Source organism: Burkholderia sp. PAMC 26561, from assembly GCF_001557535.2.
Taxonomy (GTDB): Bacteria; Pseudomonadota; Gammaproteobacteria; order Burkholderiales; family Burkholderiaceae; genus Caballeronia.
On record NZ_CP014309.1, the window covers coordinates 547,587 to 565,627 of the forward strand.

The window sequence follows — 18,041 nt, forward strand, 5'->3', positions numbered from 1 at the left end:
ACAGGCTGAAATTTTGGCATAGCGTCCTCGCTCCATGCTTCGCTTTCAAAGCAAATACGACATACAGAAAACAGTGTCGCGGTTCAAGGTAGCCCGAGCCTCGCACGGAGTAACGCTATTCGCGGATGTTGATCAGGACTCCGCCGCGACGAACGTCGGATCGTTGTTGAGATCACGGCGGCTTGTTATGTTCTGGAGCCCGAAGGCTGGCATTAAGCGAGTGTGCAGCACCGTCTGTTCATAGCGACGCGGCATCTGCATGCTCCATGTGAGCGCACCGCGTCCGCCGCCGCGGCTTAAGGAACTACACACAAGAATTCCGGGAGATGGTGCTGGCGCAAGCTAACGACCCGGAACTTTCGATCGCTGATGTTGCTAAGGAACACGGTCTGAACAAGAACATGGTCGCGAGTGGTGACGCCAACGTTCGCCTGCGCCACCGAAGACGCGGTCGCCTGCGCCAGAATCATTTCTCCATTTCTCCCGCGCAGATCACGCCGTCGTTAACGCAGCACCCAACCATCAAGGTGGAGCGCTAAGCGGTTCGGGTCCGCTCGAAGACACTCCTGATTTCGACGTGCTGCGCGTCGCGTTGGCTTACTTGTGTGATGCGTCAATGACGCTGGTACCACCAACTGGACACGTGTGTGGCTGGTCGCGGGCGTCACCGACATGCGTGCGGGCTTCAACAGCCTCGCAGCGATGGTGCAAAGTGTTCTCGACGTGATCGGTTCAGTGGTCACCCGTTCGTCTTCCGCTTTTCCGGCAAGCGCGGGATACTCGTGACATAGTGAATCCTTTAATTAGAAGCCCACAACTTGAGCGGGTCTCTGCTTCCTGTCGAGCCTTGAAGCGAGGCGGCCGCCGTTCCTTAATGGCACGTACACTTTCCCTGACGGCTTCCGAATCGAGCGCGGCAACCGCTCAAGGCACTTGTAGCTCGCTCCAGATGGATGGTATTCCAAAGCACGATGGCTGCGGTCAGCAGATTGAGATCGCTGGCTCAGGGTCGCAAGCATCGGCAAGCGGACCCTGACTAACCGCTACATCAGCAAACCATCGCGAGCGCATCCCCATTGGAACACTCGACCTCGCAGCAACATCTTAGCAATGCTAAAACGTCAAGTCTCGCAAGGCTGGACGGCAATCGACAAGGCATCTTGAGACGATTGCGCATACCAATGCGACGATGCGGCATAAGCACGGCAATCCGTCCGTCGTACACTTTCGGCTTCGCACGGGCACTTATTGGCGTCTGCGCAGGCTCCTCAATCCATCATCTAACGGGCAGTACCAAATGAACTTTGGCTTTTTTACGCTACCCGTACCACCACTAATTTTGTTTTTTAGCGTCGTGATTTCTTTATTTGCTGGACGGTTTCTTGGAAGGGGCCGTGCCCACGTGGACAATGCCCTGTTCACCAGCGTCTTCATCGGATTGGTGGTCGCGCGGGCGTCGTTCGCCCTGCGCTACCTTCCCGCCTATAAAGAAGATCTACTCAAGATCCTCGACCTCCGCGATCGCGGATCCGATCCGATCCCGGGCCTGATCGCCGGGGCGTGCGTTGTGTCCTGGTTCCTTTTGCGCCGCCGTGCGGTGCGCATGCCGTTGTCAGCGGCAGTCGTAACCGGCGCTCTAGTCTGGAGCACCGCTACGGTAGCAATGGATTTTTCAAGGCTGCCCGAGAACATTCCGGCTGTCTCGCTTGTCGACGTCGACGGCTCTATTCGCCCACTAACCATAGGCGACGGCAAACCGACGATTGTGAATCTATGGGCAACGTGGTGCCGGCCTTGTCAGGCGGAGCTGCCAGTTCTGGCCGACGCGCAGGCGAGCAATTCGGGGCTCGACATCGTGTTCGTCAATCAGGGCGAAAAGCCCGAGGCAGTAACCGATTACCTCACGTCTCACAATATTCATATCTGCAACGCGCTGCTCGATCCCGGACTTGGAGTTGCAAGGGCGGTGTCGGCGAACGCCTATCCCACTACGCTTTTTTATGACGCGAAAGGCCGATTGTTATCGGTGCATCTGGGTCAGTTTTCGCGCGCGACGTTCACAGAGGCTGTTGAGCGGTTCTATCCTGGGATTGCAGCAAAGAGGGCTCAGTAACTTTAGGCGACGTTACAAAGCGCCGCTTGCTGCACGGACCAATAAGACGACGGAACCTTCGCTTAGGACGGGACAATGACTGATCACATCACGCGACTTTCTCGCAGTTACACACGGCGTGCATACTGCGGGGCTCTTTTTGTAGCTTTCTGTATGACATCTGCCATGACCGCACATGCTGGAACCGCTGGCGAACACCCGTCCTCCGTGCTTACCTTACAAAGCAAATACGACTTTCAGACGACCGTGTCGCGGCTCAAGGCTGCCCTAGCATCGCGAGGCGTAACGCTTTTCGCCGATATCGATCAAAGCGCCGCCGCGACCGGCGCCGGAATGTCGCTAAGACCTACGCGGGTTTTCCTTTTCGGAAACCCGAAGGCCGGAACGCCAGTCATGGCGGCTAATCCGCATGCTGCATTGGAACTGCCGTTGAAGGCGGTGGTCTGGGAAGACGCCGAACATGGCGTGCACGTGGATTATCAGGATGTCACTATCGCACTCGGCCGCGACTATACGATCGATCCGCAAGTGTATGCGGCCTTAAAGCAAACTCCGGCGTTGCTGCGTACGGTTGTCGGACAAGACTGACTGCATGTAATGAACGAAGGCCAAGGGTTGAATGAGACGCAGAGCATTAAGACGAGATGATCTCGCCTAATCCAGGGCTATATGCCGCCCGTATAGTGGATTCACTCTTTCGACCATTCACCTATTTCACGCCCACAGGTACGAGCGGAACTAATCGCGGCCGAAATGGCAGGACTCTCTCCGCTCAGCGATGTGCACTATCCTGATTCCAGGGCCAACACAGTGGCTAATGCCGCGACGAAAGAAAACTTGGATAGGCCGCCAAGCGTGGCTCATGAAACGGATTATGGCAAAAGCACGGGAAGCACATCCGAGTCGGGATCGAACAAGACCCGTTCATGTGACAATTCTCATCTATCTCCTGCGATCGAAGATTATCGCGGTGGTTAAGCGAACGGTCTCGCCAGGCCGATCGCTGTGCCATGCAGTTGGCTTTATTGCAAACGGTCCGGGTCAAGTGATACGGTGCGGGTCGCGAATAACATTGAAGCTACGTTACGGAAAGAGAACAATCCATGCAGTGTCTGAAAGGCGTTTTGATCGCCCTGAGCTTTCTTGGCATGACCACCGGCACACATGCGCAGTCGACAACGGAGCTTCCGTTTGAGACGCACGCAGCGTTTTTTTCTGCTGAGGTCGGCTTGCCGGTTGCGATCGATCCGCAAGTATTCGTTATCGACAACGACGCAGCGGCTGCGGTCGGCGCTCAAGGAATTTTCCATATCGTCGGACTTAGGAATGCGCGAGTGTCGGATTCGCCGGTGCTACCCGTTTACTCCGCTATCCGCAAACCCTTGCATATGAACTTGGGGCAGTGGCTTGGTGCGAGAGGAGCCGCAAGACTCACGCCGCTTTCAGATGGTCGCGAAACGGTGGCGGTACAGCTAGCGGGACTGGTGCCGGGCCCGCGCTATAGTTTGTTTGAAAATCATTTCGATCAACAGCCGATCGGTTTCAGCCCACTCGATGGCACCGGTATAAAGAACACGTTTAAGGCCGATTCCAGCGGTGCGGCTAGGGTGACGGTCACTGCTCCTAAAGTACTTACGCACGAGAATGCCATTCTGATTGTCTATCACTCGGATGGACTTGCGCATGGGAAACTGCGCGGCAGGATCGGCCGGGACGCGCATCATCAGTTGATCGCGCGCGTGCCTTGATTGCAGCGAACAAGATCTCGGACCCAATACCTTCTTCGCGTCTCAGGGGCGAGGGAATGTGCGCGACCGAACCAGTTCCCTCGAGCCTTCGAAGCCAAATCCCGAGTGGGCGAAGGAAACTCGCTTAGCTTTTAACGATTGGCTTTTCGGCAGCGATGAATGCTGTTTCGTAGTTTACATATTCCGTCTCGCTCACAATCCCATTGCCGTCCACGTCCATCGACGTCATGATCGTTTACGAAATTGCGCTGTCAGCATTTTTTAGGGCGCCGACGATGCCGTTCATAAACTGGTCATGCGACAAGAGACCGTCCGTGTTTGCACCAAGAGCTTGAAAAAGTTGATCTGCTTGAACTATCGTCTCACCAAATTGCTGTGCGACAGATTCAAAACTTGCTTTCATTATGAAGCCATCCGGTTTTCCGTCAGGGCCAAGCGTCGGATGCGAGATGATCGCGTCGCGTACGGCGGTGTACGGCAGTTTGCCCAGCATTGCCATTTGAACCGTCGTTACAATCTCGCCGGCTTGCGAACCTGCTATCGTAAAGCCGAAAATTTGATCTGAGTCCGCCGCTATGATCGCCTTCATGAACCCGTGCGTATCGCCTTCGTTGGCGCGCGCGGAATGCCCGCCACCGGCAATTTGACAACACGCACCGCCATGCCCAGGCTCGCGGCATCAGTTTCGTTGGGGCCGATCCGGCCAAGTTTCGGTTCCACGAACAGCGCGTAGGGGATGACGCGGCTGCGGGTCGTCACTGTGCCACCGGAGAGCTACGACTTTAGCACGCGGTAGTCATCGAACGACGCTTGAGTGAACATCGGTGTGCCAGCGACTTCGCCAATTGCCCACGTATTATCTGCTGACGTCGAGAGTCGCTCGTCCACGTTCACGAAGCCACGCGCCTCGAGTTCGACACCTGCCGCGTCCATCCCAATGCGCTGCGTGCGCGAAATGCGGCCCGTCGCAAAGAATCTCGGTACCACTGACACGAGTGCCATCGGCAAGGTCAACATTGACAATTGCCCCGAGCGGCCGCTGACGCGTCATTTGCACGGATACTCGCACATCGATGCCTTCCTCGCGAAACGCCGCTTCGATTTCGTCCGTGACGTCGGTGCCTTCTCGCATCGCAACGCGGGCCGCTTCTTGCAGTACAGTGACTTTGCTGCCCAGGCGCCGGAATGCTTGCGCCATTTCCAAGCCAATGTAGCCACCACCTACAACGATCAGATGTTCAGGCAAATGTTCGAGGGCAAGTGCTTCAACGTGCGTCATGGGTTGAGCGTCGCGCAGGCCTGGGACATTGGGAATCGCGACGTACGTGCCAGTATTGATAAAGACGTGCGTTCCTTCGACGACTCGCTCGCCACCTACCCCACAGCGACGCGCACGGTACGCGGCGCGATGGAACTGCCTGTACCGAGGATCAGATCGAATCCAGCGGCATCGAACGCTTTCTGGTTAGTGTTGACCATCCGTCAACGATGGCGCGAACGTGGCGATGCACTTCTTCATGTTGACTTTCTTGTCATCGGTGCCGTGCGTAGTGGCGTCAGCCGAGCGAACCGCGTGCATCAGGCGCGCACTCTGGATAAGCGCCTTTGCTGGGATACATGCAATGTTGATGGACGATCCGCCGATCATTCCTTCTTCGACGACGGCCAACCGTTCCTAATTTTGAAAGTTCCATGGCGAGCGATTTTCCGCCTTTCCCGTCACCTAAAAAAACATAATCAAATTTTCGAAAGTAGTTGCGGACATCGTGATCTCCTTAGTTGAATATCGCGGACGCCTTTTGATATTTCCGTTAGCGTAAATGTCTAAGGCACTATAGACGGCGAATAGCGCGCTGCCGTTGTGCGGGACGCTCGATATTTTGCTTACTCCTCTCAAAATGACCATCGTGTCTTAAGCGAGCGCCTACGCTATGGTCCGACAATCAGGCACCCAATCTAAAAGCAAATTAGTAAGAAAGGTCAGGGCGTCCTGCCGATTTGTTGGAACACACTGAGCCAATCCTCGAGATGCCACGTCCGCATGATTTTGCCGTTTTTCACTTCGTGAAAGGCATGAACAGCGAACTTGATCGGTTTTGACGTCGCCGCCACGCCGATTATCGGACCGGTTTGCGTTCCAGAAACACTGGCACGAACGGCGACGCGGTCGTCGCTGACGAGAACATCGAGCAGATCAATCTTCATTTTGCGCAGCCCGAACGCCAGCCTTTTAAACGCCGGAATCAACTGGTCAGGGCCAAACTGGTCATCGGATATCGCAGGAATATATTGCCAATCGCGAGATACAACTGTGCGCAACAGTTCAATATCGTGCGCGGCGATCGCTCGGTAAAAATCGACGATAAGCCGTCGTTGCGGCGAGTGGGGCATTTCGTGCAGATGTTCCATATTAGCTCCTAGGCGCACGATAAATGAACATCAAACTTCGCTTGGGAAGTTAGCGAAAGTACGTGTTCGCCAGTTCGACAACTTCATCAGCTCGCCCGTTCAGCACCGCTCGAATCATGTACAAACTAAAGCCCTTTGCCTGAGCCCACTGTACCTTAGGGGGCAATGCGATCTCGTGTTTCGCTGTGACCACGTCGACGAGAACGGGACCGGGACGCGCCAGCGCCCGCTCCAACGCGTCCAGCAAATCTTCCGATTTTTCGACGCGGATACTGTAGATTCCCGCGCCTTCCGCGATCGCTGCGAAATTGGTGGCGCTTAGATCGGTGCCGGTATCAAGGTAGCCGCCCGCCTTCATCTCCATCGCGACGAAGCCTAATGAACTGTTGTTAAACACGACAACCTTGATCGGCAAGTTTAGCTGGCGGGCGCTCAGCAGATCACCAAGCAACATGGACAAACCACCATCGCCCGACAATGAGATCACTTGCCGCTCAGGTTGCGCCGCCTGCGCTCCCAGTGCCTGGGGCATAGCATTGGCCATCGAACCGTGATTAAACGATCCGATCAGCTTCCTTGACCCGTTCATTGTGAGATATCTTGCCGCCCAGAGCGTCGGTGTGCCGACATCAGCCGTAAAAATGGCGTCTTTATCCGCAATTTCATCTAACAGCCGGGTTAGGTATTGCGGATGGATCGGCCGTCCCGGGGGCGAAGGACGCGCGTATTCGTCTAGGTCTTTGCGCGCTACCGCATAGTGCTTCTTAGCGTTTTCGAGAAACCGACGATCGCTTTTCACTGTCAGCCGCGGCAAAAGTGCCTCGATAGTTTCACGGACACCGCCTACCAGCCCAAGTGCAAGAGGTGTCCGCTTTCCGAGCGCACTGCCGCGAATATCGATCTGGATGATCTTCGCTTTCGGCGGGTAGAAATTCCGGTAGGGGAAATCCGTACCCAGCATAACCAAGGTTTCGCAGGACATCATGGCGTGATAACCAGAACTGAAGCCGATGAAACCCGTCATACCAACGTCGAATGGATTGTCGTGCTCTACGTACTCCTTTCCGCGCAGTGCGTGCACGACGGGCGCGGCGAGTGTATCCGCAAAAGCAACAATTTCATCGTGTGCGTCCGCGCATCCGCTGCCGCAGAGCATGGTCACGGCGCTCGAATCATTTAGCAAATCCGCGAGACGGTTCAGATCGAATTCAGCTGGCACAATAGTGGGCGGATCTGCGTCAACCCAAGTCGGCATCGTAGAGGGTGCGTCGCCTAGGGCGACGTCTCCTGGCAAGACAATCACAGCCACGCCCCGCTCGGTGATCGCGGTGCGCATTGCACGTTCGAGTACACGTGGGAACTGGTCGGCGCTGGTTACCAGTTCGACGTAGTGACTGCATTCTTTAAAGAGTTCTGTAGGATGAGTCTCTTGAAAATAGCCAAGCCCAATCTCGGTGGATGGGATATGGGCGGCGATGGCGAGTACAGGAACGTGATTGCGGTGGCAGTCGAAAAGACCGTTGATAAGATGCAGATTCCCAGGGCCGCAACTTCCTGCGCATACCGCCAATCGCCCTGTCACCGCTGCTTCGGCTCCGGCGGCGAACGCAGCACTTTCTTCGTGCCGAGTGTGCATCCAGCTAATCGATTCGACTTTTTCGAGGCTGGCGGACAGGCCGTTCAGGCTGTCACCCGTAACGCCCCAGATTTTCGTAACACCTGCTGCCTCGAGTGTCTTCGTAAGGTAGTCAGCTAAATTATTGCTCACGGTGTGTCTCAATATCAAAGAAGGTGCAGTTCGCGGGCCTGCGCGTTCAGAGTTTCGCGAACGTCGGGATGAGCGAGCCGGATCAGCGCTTTGGCGCGTTCGGTCGAAGACAAGCCTTTCAGATTGGCTACGCCGTATTCGGTCACGACCAGATGCGTATCAGTGCGCGGCGTCGTGACAGGACCATTCAAGCGAGCAACAATCTTCGACACATGGCTCGCACCTACGGTTGAGTGAAACGCGATGATTGACTTGCCGCCCCGCGATGCATATGCGCCCCGAACAAAGTCGAGTTGACCGCCGGTGGCGCTGTACTGGTGCCCTTTGACATGTTCGGAATTACACGCTCCCGTCAGGTCCATCTCGATGGTCGAGTTCACCGAAACGACGTTGTCGTTTTGTGAAATCACATGCGGGTCGTTGACGTAATTGACAGGGTAGCTTTCCACAGTCGGGTTATCGTTCATAAAGTCATACATTGCCTTGTTGCCCATCGCGAACGTGAACACGGATTTACCGCGATTGAGCGTCTTGCGAGAATTGTCAACCGCGCCTCGCTGAATCAGGTCGACCAAGCCAGGCGTGAGCAACTCAGTATGGATGCCAAGATGCTTGTGGCTTGCAAGCGCGCTGCACACGGCGTTGGGCAGCGCGCCAATACCCATTTGGAGGCAGGCACCGTCGGTGATGAGCTCAGCAATAGCGGCGCTGATCACTTTGTCTTCCTGCGTCGGTGCTTTGGGGTTCAATTCGGGAATGGAATGATTGGATTCCACAATGGCGTCGACTTCGGAGATGTGGATCAGAGAGTCCCCGAACACACGCGGCATATTGGGATTGACCTCGACGATCAACCGACGCGCCGCGCGCGCGACGCCGCTGGTGTAGTCGTTGTTCGTGCCGAAAGTGAAATATCCGTTCGCGTCCATCGGTGAAACCATGACGAGCATCGTATCGATCGGAATATGGTCCGCAAAAAGTCGCGGAGATTGGCTAAATGTATTCGGCACGAAATAGACTACCTTCCGGTCGCCGTCCGCTACTCCGAGCTTGATCAATTCACGCTCTGGCGCACCCATAAACATGCAGTGCGGCTGAATGCGACCCATGAGTGAGTAGCGCAGCAGGCTCTTGCGCAAAAATTCTTCGGAGTGGAAATAATAGACTTTCAATGCGTCAATATCGCCCGCTGCCGCGCGTTCGCCCAGCGCTTCCAGCAGTGCTGGCGGCTGCGACATGGCCATGCCAAGGGCAATCGCCGAATCACTGCGCAGCGTCGAAATTGCCTGGGCTGGCGTTGCGAGTTTGCTCTTGTAAAGTTCTTCTACGTTCAGTTTGATATTCATGATGTTTCTCTGTGTTCGTGGTTGGCAATCGGCCCCTGAAGGTGCATCGATCAGTAGTTAGCATCCGCTTCGGGCGACTGGCCGCGTTTGTAGACCAACATGGTGCGTTCGAATGTCATCACGACCTTCCCTTCCTGGTTGATGCCTTTCGTCTCGACGGTGACGATGCCTTGCGTTGGGCGGCTCTTCGATTCGCGCTTTGATATAACCGTCGATTCGGCGTACAGCGTGTCGCCAGCGAAGACCGGATGCGTTGCACGGACCTTGTCCCAGCCCAGATTTGCAACGACCTTCGCGCTCACTGTACGTACGCTCATGCCCGTGACCAGCGCAAGGGTGAACGTGCTGTCAACGAGCAGCTTTTTCCATTCAGTCTTCGCCGCGTACGCTGCGTCGAAGTGGACTTGCTGTGTGTTCATCGTCAGCAGCGTGTTCCAGATGTTGTCGACGTCGGTAATGGTCCGTCCGGGCCGGTGTTCATAGGTATTTCCCGGCACGAAATCCTCGAAGTACAGGCCCGACGTTTCGCGGAAACGGTTGGCCTCGATCTGGCGATAAGCGGAAATATTGGCGGTCATGGTGATTCTCCTTAAGTGGGTGGGGTGTTTAGGCGGCGGCAAGTATTTCGCGCGCTTCTCGGGCAATAGCTTCGTCTACCATGCGACCGTCGACGACTGCCGCGCCCTGATCGTTCGCTTCTAGCACGCGCTTGGCCCACGCAATGCGATCCCCGGAAGGTGTGAACGCACGGGTGATAGACTCAATATGCGACGGATGGATCGCGGCCTTTCCTCGAAAGCCGTTAGTGACGGCGAACGTTAAATCGGCCTTGAGCAGGTCGACATCGTGGATGGCAAAACAGGGCGCATCAATCGCGCTAATCCCGGCTTGCGCGCATGCCGCCGCGATCCGGACACGAGCCACCTGCAGCGCGAGCGCTTCAGGCTGAGCGCGGACATCGGATGCGAAATCTGCTGCGCCGAACATCAATGCGGTCACGCTTGGTGCAGCCTGCGCAATCGCACTAACGGCAGACAAGCCTCGCGCCGATTCGATCAAAGGAACGAGCGCGGCAGAGCGGTTTGCTTCCGCTAAAAGAGCCGCGATCTGTACCACTTGCTCTTCCGATTCAATCTTTGGCAACAAGATGAATTGCGGCATGCGGGAGCTATCAAGTAGCGTGGCAAGATCATCCAGTCCAAACCGCGTTGCGGTTGAATTGATCCGAACGGCAAAGGCAGGAAATGATTCGTCGGCAGGCGCGTTGAGCAGCGCGCGCAGATTGTTTCGTGCCGTACGTTTGTCGGCGGGCGAAACAGAATCTTCAAGATCAAAGATCGATATGTCGGTGTGACTTTTTGCAGCGCTCAGCAGCCGGTCGGGCTGGGTTCCTGGCGTAAAAAGCCAACTGCGCTGGCGAACAACAGAATGATTCGGCATGACGTTGGGCACCTTGTTGAGTGATTCGATGCCCTGATTTTCTTCGTCATGCACTGCGCCGACAATGCGGCATTTTTGGTGTCAGCCTTCGGAAATGTAGAAGGCTGGCCAAGAGGACCATCTACTCACCAAGAGAAGCTGGCTTGTGCGCCTTCAAACCGTTGCCTTGTTTGGTCAAATGATCGAGAAGCTTTCGCGCAAACGTAGGAAGCGCATCACGTTCGCTGACGCATACACGCATCTCGCGCACCGCCCATTCGTCGCGCAGACGCAGCGTCCGGATGCTCATGGTGCGTTTGCAACGGCGAGCGGTGGATTCAGGCACAACAGAGACGCCCACCCCATTTTCGACCAGCCGACAAATAGTGTCGAAGCTTCGTAACTGAATTCTTTGGCGGATCCGCTTATGCAGCAGCCGAGCGTGACCCTCCAGGTAGATCTGGATAGATGCATCGGCGCCGTAGCCCACGAAATCGTGTTGGATCAGCTGTTCAAACGCGATATCCCGCATACCGTCGAACGCACTTGCTGATGCAGGAACTACTGCACAAAGCCGATCTGACGCGAACGGGAATGCCTGCAACCCGCTCATATTCGCGGTCGACGCGACGATTCCTATATCCGCCACGCCGTCCATTAACGCTTCGACGATTTCATGGCTCAGGCGCTCTTCGACCTCTATGTTGACATTTGGATTGTCGGCGAGGAACTGGCTCACTGGCGTGGGTAAGAACTCAATGAGCGCATTGGTGTTTGCCAGCAGCCGCACGGTACCTTTGAGTCCGTGCGCGAACTGACCAAGATCGTCGGTCAGGCGTTGCATCGATGCGAGCGTCACTCGCGCATGGCGCAGCAGCGTACGGCCGGCGTCGGTTGGTGTAACTCCCAGGCGCTCGCGCAAAAGAAGGGGCACGCCGACCGCCTCTTCCATCTGTTTGATTCGCCCGCTTGCTGAGCCTAGGGCGAGATTGGCGCGCGTAGCGCCATGCGTGATACTCCCCGCCTCGGCGACAGCGACGAACAAGCGTAAATCCGCGACATCGAAGCGCATCTAGAGCCTCCTGAACAGGGTTACATGCAGCGGCACGCGTCAGTGCCGCACGAGCGTCGTCAACTCGCAATGCAACACGTGCTTCTGTCTTGCAAATCCGCTCATTTTCCACGCAGTAACAACATGTAAGCGATGCGAGGGGCTCTCGACGCATCCCGCAAACGCCCCCTTGTCGAGCAGGCGTCGCGTGGTGGTTTCGAAAAGCGGCCAAGCGATTGCAATCTGCGCGAAATCACCAAGACGGATCCAATTAGATTTTACGTGCGATGCGGACCGCAACACGATCGGGGCTACGGTAATCTCGTGTGCCAGGATAGGCCTACCCGGACCTTGACCACCGCAGTTCCCGTCAGTGCGCATGTGTAGCCGGCGTACGTGAACCGTCAGCACCGCTACATAAGACTTCGATCAACTTATCCCGAAAGACGTTCTTCTCATTAGGATGTCGCTGCACGCATACGCGAAGGTCTCGTTTAGACCAAGGCTCGATCAAGTCCACCACGGCAAGCTGCCCTTGGTCTGATGGTTCGATAGCCGAGCGCGGCACGATGCCAATGCCGGCCCCGGAGGAGACCAGACGCGCGATCGCCCGATAGCCTGAAACCTGCACCCGGACGTCGAGGCGGCCGCCAAGCGCCGTGGCATGACTCATTAGGAACGTGTGCAGTGCAGCGCCTGACTGCAGACTAATAAACGGTTGTCCGAGGCACTCCGCGAAACTCGCCGTTGTGTTCAGCTCGAGCGAATGGTCGATCGGCGTAAGTAGGACGAGCTGATCCTCGCGATAAGGAAGAAAGTCCAGATTCGGATACCCCGTCTCAAGCGCTACTACACCAAGGTCGGCGCGGCCGGCCGCGACGGCTACAACGATATCGTGGCTCAGACGCTCCTCCATTGTTATCCGCACGCTCGGATGCAGCGCGAAGAACCGGGCAAGGTCGTGCGGCAGATGGGAACTGATCGCATTGTTGTTGGCAAAAACCGTCACGTGGCCAGTCAGGCCCTGCGCAAAGGGAAGTAGGTCAGCCCGCATTTGCTCAAGTTGCGCCAGACACCGCCGCGCATGCTCCATCAAAACATGGCCGGCGCCCGTTAGGCTCACTCCGCGGGCCTGACGCGTAAGCAACGGCACACCCACCGCATTTTCCAGATTTCTTATCCGCAAGCTCACTGATGACGGTGCAAGGTGACACCGTTCGGCTCCGCGCGAAACGTTGCCTTCTTCAGCGACCGCGAGAAAGACCTTTAAATCTGTCAGATCGTAGGGCATACCGTTCGGCCACGTCGAATTTTGCAAAGTGTATCGCAACTGAGGCCTTCAAATAAAAGGCACTTGAATGGCGCTTTTTTATTGTTGCATCGCGTCATTTCGTCATTCGCGAACGCAACGTTCGAAAAAGCTCGCTGTATCCGGAACCTTAATTTATCGATACTCGATTCAGTACATCGACAGACTCTGGAGACAACAATGCGCGTCATCGAAAACGAAGCTCTGCTGGCTAAGCCATTTGCGGGCTTGGTCGTAGTGTCGATTGAACAGGCGCTGGCTGCACCCCTCTGCACAGGGCGGCTTGCAGAGATGGGCGCACGCGTGATTAAAATCGAGCGTGCCGAAGGCGATTTTGCGCGTGGTTACGACCAAGCTGCGAAAGGAACCTCGTCTTACTTTGTCTGGACGAACCGTGGCAAAGAGTCGCTCGTGATGGATTTTAAACAGCCCGACGACGCGGAGCTTTTGCACCGTATCTTGACCAACGCAGACGTGTTTGTGCAAAACCTCGCGCCCGGGGCACTCTCACGCGCTGGCTTTGACAGCGCCTCGCTCCGTAAGCGGTATCCACGCCTTATTACCTGCGACATTACCGGCTACGGCAACGATAACGACGCCAGCGGCCAAAAGGCATATGACCTGCTGGTCCAGTGCGAGAGCGGCCTCGCAAGTATCAGTGGCTCCCCGGAGGCTTGCGGCCGTATCGGCGTGTCCATCTGCGACATCGGTGCGGGCATGAACGCCGCCATCGCCGTGCTTTCCGCACTTGCGCTACGCGAGCGTACCGGCCGCGGCTCGGGCGTATCGGTGTCCCTGTTTGATGGTGCGGCAGACTGGATGACGATTCCCTATCTGCATGAAGTTTATGGCGATGGGGCGCCGACCCGCCAGGGACTAAAGCATCCATCGATCGCACCGTACGGGTCGTTTTCCACCCGCGACGGGCATGACATCGTTATCAGCATTCAGAACGAGCGGGAGTGGCAGCGCTTTTGCGAAGCATTCCTGCAGCAGCCCGAGACTGCGTTGGATCGGCGCTTTGCATCGAATACCGAAAGGGTTCGAAACCGCGATGCGCTGGACCGCTTAATTGCAGATACCTTCGCGAGCCTTGACTTGAGCGAAACACTGGAGCGCCTGTCGTCGTCCAACACTGCATATGGTCAGGTACGTTCGGTCCGGGGAATGTCCGAACACCCTGCACTTCGCACCTGGCCTATGTCCGTTGACGACTCGGAAATTCAAATGATTGCCCCGCCCGTGCGTGCGCCATGGGATGAGCAACGGTTCGCCCGCGCGCCGGCCATCGGGGAGCATAGCGAGGCCCTCCGCGCCGAATTCGCAGTGCTAAAAACCAAAGCAATGTCATGAGTTAATTCGATCACTTGCACGGACGGATCGGCAGATCAGTTGCCGATGGCGACTTACTGTCGTCGCACCGTGCGCGCTTGATGGTCGCCGCACTCGGTCATCCTCAGTCGGATTTCAAGGGCGGCATACCACTACGACCGCCACTTTGGCGCTGGCTTTGTTTGCTCGACAGGCGAACGCCGCTGGCCCTCAGTCGCGACGTACACCCAGGTCGCAGCGGCTTCCTGGCACCCGTCGCACGTTAAGGACGGCCGCTTACCCATTTCTCGACCTAGGCGTTCAACCCGCCCACTCCAGCAAGAGAACACGATCAACGCCGCGTCAGACGGCGACCAGCTTGTGCAATGGGTCAGATTGCGCAGCCGCGCGCTTTCGTAGCGTGCGGAGGCGAAATTCTGAGCGACATCGCACCAAGCGATACACGATGGTTACGTTGAATATCAGGAGACAAAACATGAACCCAAGCCAATCTGCGCTGCTTGACGACACGATTGAGAGCTTATCTGCCTCAAAGCGCGTACAACGACGCGCGGCAATCGCCAGTGTCATCGGTACGACCATCGAATGGTACGACTTTTTTATTTACGGTACTGCTGCAGCGCTCGTATTTCCTTCTCTGTTTTTCTCATACGGCGGATCCGATGGCCTGATGGAGTCATTCGCTACAATTTTTGTAGGCTTTTTATCACGTCCATTAGGAGGCGCGCTCTTCGGCCATCTGGGTGATCGAGTCGGCCGTAAATCCACTCTTGTCGCCACCCTTACGCTGATGGGCGTCGCCACGGTGCTAGTCGGTTGTTTGCCGACAGAAAAAGTGGTCGGACCTGCTGCAGGATGGCTGTTGATTGGGCTTCGCTTCCTGCAAGGCATCGGGGTCGGAGGCGAATGGGGGGGTGCCGTTCTGCTTTCGATGGAATCACATCATGGAAAGCGGCGGAGTTTCATGGCATCGTTGCCGAACGTCGGCGTTCCGCTCGGCCTCGTGATCTCAGTCCTTGTCTGGAGCGCCTGCAGTCATCTGGCCGGTTCAGCGCTGCTGGAAAACGGCTGGCGGCTCCCCTTCATTGCGAGTGCGGTGCTGCTGATGTTCGGACTGCTTATTCGCGTCGGCGTTCCCGAAACGCGCGACTTCATCGAAGCCAACAGGTCGGCCGATCGCACGAAGAGTCCGCTCGGGGAAGCAATTCGCACCGAGTGGCGCGCCATTCTCCTCTCGGCGCTCATCCGTCCGGGTGAGCAGGCCGCTTTTTACACGCTCACTACGTTTGCGGTGCTGTACGGATCAAAGCATCTGGCGCTCGGTCGGGACCTTATGCTGAACGCCGTATTAATCGCCGCCCTGGTCGCTTGCTTCGCGTTACCGTTCTTCGGTTATGTCGCCGACCGCATTGGCCGTCGGCGGACTTACATGTCAGCCGCGATCTGCATGATGTTGTTCGCATTTCCCTACTTCGCATTACTCAACACGCGGCTGCCGCTCGCAGTGATTGGAGGCACCGTCTTCGTAATGGTCATCCACGCGGCACTATACGGCTCGCAGGCCGCCTACATAGCTGAGTCATTCCCCGCTCATATTCGTTACAGCGGAGCATCGCTGGGATATCAAGGAGCATCTATTATCGCGGGAGGCCCGGCGCCGTTGGTCTCTCTGTGGTTGTTCCAGACGTTCCACTCGGGATACGCCGTTGCGGCTTATCTTGCCGCTATGTCCCTTGTCAGCATTTGCGCATCCTTCTTCCTTGGGCGGCCGAAACCCGCTGCCGTTCCGGATGGACTGCGCACGAATGTGTAGGTAAGCTTACGAGTCAGCAGCACTTGACGGAATCGTTTCTCGTTCTCCCTAGCGATCGACCAGATCGCTTTTCCAAGAAATCAATACAGACCCTATCTTGGAAGACGTGGTTCGCATCGGCAACAAAGGGACAACGCTTGCATGCCGCCAATGGCATTCAAAGGTCCCACGCCTGCGCCATAGCAAAACGCAACAGAGTCGTGAGCACCAATCCGCGTCCAAAGTGACCAATTCAAAAGCAAGGGATATTCACATGGTCCTCGATAGATGAGCCGCTAGCCCGCATTCACTAGATAGGTGTAAGCCTTGGACAAAAATCTGTTTTTATATAATGTTTTTTGTTCTGTAGTTAGGTCTGCGGCATTCGCCACGTTGGCCGTATGGGGGGCATCTAGAGGTTCCATGCTTGCGACTGTCGCTAGCGGCGCTGTCTTTTTCCTGTTCTGGATGTCTCTTCCTTGCCGGCAATGATCCAAATTAGGCCGCCATCCGAAATCGCGCGCATGGCTTCGGCTACGACTCATACGCTTGCCGGGAGCTTCCTCGTCAAGAAGTAGTCGATCATTGCGGCGATCTCGGGGCTGTGCGTTTCGAGTGCGAAGTGTCCTGTGTCAAGAAAATGCACCTCGGCATCGGGAATGTCCCGCTTATAAGCCGTCGCGCCTGGCGGAATGAACGAGGGATCATTTTTCCCCCAAACCGCAAGGAGCGGCGGCCGATGGGTTCGAAAGTATTTCTGGAAGCTTGGATAGAGGGCGACGTTACTACGATAGTCAAGTATCAAATCGAGCTGGATCTCCTCTGCGCCCGGACGCCCCATGTAGGCGATGTCTAAGGTGTAACCGTCGGGTGACATCAACGACGGGTCGGCTCCGCGCAGGTATTGAAAATTCTTGATCGTGTCAGCTGAAAGCGAGCCGCGGCAAGCCTCTCGATTTGCGGGCGTCGGGGCGCGCCAATAGGTTTGCCAGTCGCCCCATGTGTCGCTCAGGCCTTCGATGTAAGCATTTCCATTTTGACTGATTATCGCTGTCACGCGCTCCGGATGCGCCATCGCAAGCCTGAAGCCGGTCGGCGCGCCGTAATCGAACGCGTAGATCGCGTATTTTTTTAGCCCCAGTGCAACTGTAAATCCGTCGATAACCTTTGCCAAATTATCGAATGTGTAATTGAACTCGCCGCGCGGCGGTGCTTTGGTGTTGCCAAAGCCAGGGAGGTCTGGAGCAATTAGCCGATATCGCTTCGACAGTTCGAGCATCAGGTCACGGAACAGGTGACTTGCTGTTGGGAACCCGTGCAGAAGTAAAATAACGGGCGCGTCCTTCGGACCGGCTTCTCGATAAAATACCTCGACATCCCCAACTGTCTGGGTACCGTATGTTGTCTTGCTGCTTCCATTTGACGTCCTGCGGTCTTGCTTCCCGGCGCCAGTTGAGCCAGATTCATCTGCGGTGGATAAAACCGGCGCAATAGCGCCAATCAAGCCAATTCCAACTGCGACAAGCGTCCTTCGAAGAGAAAGATTGGGAAGAATCTCGTTCTGCATGTGGGTTTTTTTCATAGCTACCTCTTTATGTAAAGACGTAATGAGCCATACACAGGAACCGAAGGATCTCGTGCGGCGAAATGCGGAGGATATTTGACGGCTCACGATGTCGCACCCAAGATGACCCGTTCTATATATCTATGGGCGGATCATCTGGGCGGTGGGCTGTCATGCTGAACTTCAACTA

General features: G+C 56.1%; 19 protein-coding genes and 1 pseudogene. 8 read left to right on the top strand and 12 right to left on the bottom strand.

Annotation, left to right across the window (positions count from 1 at the left end; genetic code table 11):
• The first annotated feature begins 326 nt into the window (after positions 1-326).
• The 6 genes and pseudogenes from AXG89_RS29300 to AXG89_RS29320 all read left to right on the top strand — a co-directional run bounded on the left by AXG89_RS29300 (position 327) and on the right by AXG89_RS29320 (position 3,861).
• Entirely contained in the window at positions 327-539 is a 213-nt protein-coding gene (locus AXG89_RS29300; RefSeq protein ID WP_062173315.1) for a hypothetical protein, read from the top strand.
• Between the two features lie 133 nt (positions 540-672).
• Positions 673-776 (top strand): annotated as a pseudogene (gene tnpB, locus AXG89_RS43615) (IS66 family insertion sequence element accessory protein TnpB); the annotation flags it as partial.
• Positions 777-1,297: 521 nt separating this feature from the next.
• Positions 1,298-2,113 carry a TlpA family protein disulfide reductase gene (locus AXG89_RS29305; protein WP_062173313.1) on the top strand — a complete coding sequence of 272 codons (816 nt, stop codon included), beginning with the start codon at positions 1,298-1,300 and terminating at the stop codon, positions 2,111-2,113.
• A gap of 165 nt (positions 2,114-2,278) precedes the next feature.
• Positions 2,279-2,701 (top strand): DUF302 domain-containing protein, encoded by a 423-nt coding sequence (locus tag AXG89_RS29310; protein ID WP_062174075.1) that lies wholly within the window; start codon positions 2,279-2,281, stop codon positions 2,699-2,701.
• Between the two features lie 153 nt (positions 2,702-2,854).
• Positions 2,855-3,091 (top strand): hypothetical protein, encoded by a 237-nt coding sequence (locus tag AXG89_RS44975; protein WP_442861769.1) that lies wholly within the window; start codon positions 2,855-2,857, stop codon positions 3,089-3,091.
• Between the two features lie 125 nt (positions 3,092-3,216).
• The gene (locus AXG89_RS29320; protein ID WP_062173311.1) at positions 3,217-3,861 is read left to right on the top strand and encodes a hypothetical protein; all 645 of its coding nucleotides are present in this window, start codon (positions 3,217-3,219) and stop codon (positions 3,859-3,861) included.
• Positions 3,862-4,096: 235 nt separating this feature from the next.
• Here AXG89_RS29320 and AXG89_RS43620 read toward each other — a convergent pair whose 3' ends face one another.
• The 11 genes from AXG89_RS43620 to AXG89_RS29365 form a co-directional block, all read right to left on the bottom strand.
• Complete coding sequence (locus AXG89_RS43620) at positions 4,097-4,450, bottom strand: hypothetical protein (RefSeq protein ID WP_069638436.1); 354 nt, start codon at positions 4,448-4,450, stop codon at positions 4,097-4,099.
• Positions 4,447-4,620, bottom strand: a complete 174-nt coding sequence (locus AXG89_RS43625; RefSeq protein WP_236873546.1) for a hypothetical protein — start codon at positions 4,618-4,620, stop codon at positions 4,447-4,449. The genes AXG89_RS43620 and AXG89_RS43625 overlap by 4 nt, the downstream gene beginning before the upstream one ends.
• A gap of 15 nt (positions 4,621-4,635) precedes the next feature.
• Entirely contained in the window at positions 4,636-4,794 is a 159-nt protein-coding gene (locus AXG89_RS44090) for an FAD-dependent oxidoreductase (protein WP_250645752.1), read from the bottom strand.
• Positions 4,718-5,302 (bottom strand): FAD-dependent oxidoreductase, encoded by a 585-nt coding sequence (locus AXG89_RS44095; RefSeq protein WP_250645753.1) that lies wholly within the window; start codon positions 5,300-5,302, stop codon positions 4,718-4,720. The genes AXG89_RS44090 and AXG89_RS44095 overlap by 77 nt, the downstream gene beginning before the upstream one ends.
• Positions 5,303-5,841: 539 nt before the next feature.
• Positions 5,842-6,270: an ester cyclase gene (locus tag AXG89_RS29330; protein WP_062173309.1), complete on the bottom strand. Its 429-nt coding sequence runs from the start codon at positions 6,268-6,270 to the stop codon at positions 5,842-5,844.
• A gap of 49 nt (positions 6,271-6,319) precedes the next feature.
• On the bottom strand, positions 6,320-8,050 hold the full coding sequence (poxB, locus tag AXG89_RS29335) for a ubiquinone-dependent pyruvate dehydrogenase (protein WP_442861756.1): 1,731 nt from the start codon (positions 8,048-8,050) through the stop codon (positions 6,320-6,322).
• Positions 8,051-8,052: 2 nt separating this feature from the next.
• On the bottom strand, positions 8,053-9,384 hold the full coding sequence (locus AXG89_RS29340) for an acetyl-CoA hydrolase/transferase family protein (RefSeq protein WP_062173305.1): 1,332 nt from the start codon (positions 9,382-9,384) through the stop codon (positions 8,053-8,055).
• Positions 9,385-9,434: 50 nt separating this feature from the next.
• Complete coding sequence (gene ripB / locus AXG89_RS29345; protein ID WP_062173303.1) at positions 9,435-9,962, bottom strand: (R)-specific enoyl-CoA hydratase RipB/Ich; 528 nt, start codon at positions 9,960-9,962, stop codon at positions 9,435-9,437.
• Between the two features lie 28 nt (positions 9,963-9,990).
• Positions 9,991-10,824, bottom strand: a complete 834-nt coding sequence (locus AXG89_RS29350; protein ID WP_062174074.1) for an aldolase/citrate lyase family protein — start codon at positions 10,822-10,824, stop codon at positions 9,991-9,993.
• A 121-nt stretch (positions 10,825-10,945) separates the two neighbouring features.
• Positions 10,946-11,875: a LysR substrate-binding domain-containing protein gene (locus AXG89_RS29355; protein ID WP_062173301.1), complete on the bottom strand. Its 930-nt coding sequence runs from the start codon at positions 11,873-11,875 to the stop codon at positions 10,946-10,948.
• Between the two features lie 349 nt (positions 11,876-12,224).
• Positions 12,225-13,145 carry a LysR family transcriptional regulator gene (locus AXG89_RS29365; protein ID WP_062173297.1) on the bottom strand — a complete coding sequence of 307 codons (921 nt, stop codon included), beginning with the start codon at positions 13,143-13,145 and terminating at the stop codon, positions 12,225-12,227.
• Positions 13,146-13,343: 198 nt separating this feature from the next.
• On the opposite strand from AXG89_RS29365, the gene AXG89_RS29370 reads away from it, so the two are divergent.
• Together AXG89_RS29370 and AXG89_RS29375 are read left to right on the top strand one after the other, a co-directional pair.
• Positions 13,344-14,516: a CaiB/BaiF CoA transferase family protein gene (locus AXG89_RS29370; protein WP_062173295.1), complete on the top strand. Its 1,173-nt coding sequence runs from the start codon at positions 13,344-13,346 to the stop codon at positions 14,514-14,516.
• Between the two features lie 424 nt (positions 14,517-14,940).
• A complete protein-coding gene (locus AXG89_RS29375) occupies positions 14,941-16,308 on the top strand; it encodes an MFS transporter (protein WP_236873543.1) in 1,368 nt (455 codons plus the stop codon).
• 520 nt (positions 16,309-16,828) lie between these two features.
• Here the strand turns inward: AXG89_RS29375 and AXG89_RS29380 are convergent.
• Positions 16,829-17,869 carry an alpha/beta fold hydrolase gene (locus AXG89_RS29380; protein WP_062173291.1) on the bottom strand — a complete coding sequence of 347 codons (1,041 nt, stop codon included), beginning with the start codon at positions 17,867-17,869 and terminating at the stop codon, positions 16,829-16,831.
• Positions 17,870-18,041 lie beyond the last annotated feature (172 nt).

What these genes read in the sequence shown, in the direction of transcription:
- AXG89_RS29300 (WP_062173315.1), top strand. Translation starts at nt 327, where the DNA reads ATGGTGCTGGCGCAAGCTAACGACCCGGAACTTTCGATCGCTGATGTT.
- AXG89_RS29305 (WP_062173313.1), top strand. Translation starts at nt 1,298, where the DNA reads ATGAACTTTGGCTTTTTTACGCTACCCGTACCACCACTAATTTTGTTT.
- AXG89_RS29310 (WP_062174075.1), top strand. Translation starts at nt 2,279, where the DNA reads ATGACCGCACATGCTGGAACCGCTGGCGAACACCCGTCCTCCGTGCTT.
- AXG89_RS29320 (WP_062173311.1), top strand. Translation starts at nt 3,217, where the DNA reads ATGCAGTGTCTGAAAGGCGTTTTGATCGCCCTGAGCTTTCTTGGCATG.
- AXG89_RS43620 (WP_069638436.1), bottom strand. Translation starts at nt 4,450, where the DNA reads ATGAAGGCGATCATAGCGGCGGACTCAGATCAAATTTTCGGCTTTACG.
- AXG89_RS44090 (WP_250645752.1), bottom strand. Translation starts at nt 4,794, where the DNA reads ATGGACGCGGCAGGTGTCGAACTCGAGGCGCGTGGCTTCGTGAACGTG.
- AXG89_RS29330 (WP_062173309.1), bottom strand. Translation starts at nt 6,270, where the DNA reads ATGGAACATCTGCACGAAATGCCCCACTCGCCGCAACGACGGCTTATC.
- AXG89_RS29340 (WP_062173305.1), bottom strand. Translation starts at nt 9,384, where the DNA reads ATGAATATCAAACTGAACGTAGAAGAACTTTACAAGAGCAAACTCGCA.
- ripB (WP_062173303.1), bottom strand. Translation starts at nt 9,962, where the DNA reads ATGACCGCCAATATTTCCGCTTATCGCCAGATCGAGGCCAACCGTTTC.
- AXG89_RS29350 (WP_062174074.1), bottom strand. Translation starts at nt 10,824, where the DNA reads ATGCCGAATCATTCTGTTGTTCGCCAGCGCAGTTGGCTTTTTACGCCA.
- AXG89_RS29355 (WP_062173301.1), bottom strand. Translation starts at nt 11,875, where the DNA reads ATGCGCTTCGATGTCGCGGATTTACGCTTGTTCGTCGCTGTCGCCGAG.
- AXG89_RS29365 (WP_062173297.1), bottom strand. Translation starts at nt 13,145, where the DNA reads ATGCCCTACGATCTGACAGATTTAAAGGTCTTTCTCGCGGTCGCTGAA.
- AXG89_RS29370 (WP_062173295.1), top strand. Translation starts at nt 13,344, where the DNA reads ATGCGCGTCATCGAAAACGAAGCTCTGCTGGCTAAGCCATTTGCGGGC.
- AXG89_RS29375 (WP_236873543.1), top strand. Translation starts at nt 14,941, where the DNA reads ATGGTTACGTTGAATATCAGGAGACAAAACATGAACCCAAGCCAATCT.
- AXG89_RS29380 (WP_062173291.1), bottom strand. Translation starts at nt 17,869, where the DNA reads ATGAAAAAAACCCACATGCAGAACGAGATTCTTCCCAATCTTTCTCTT.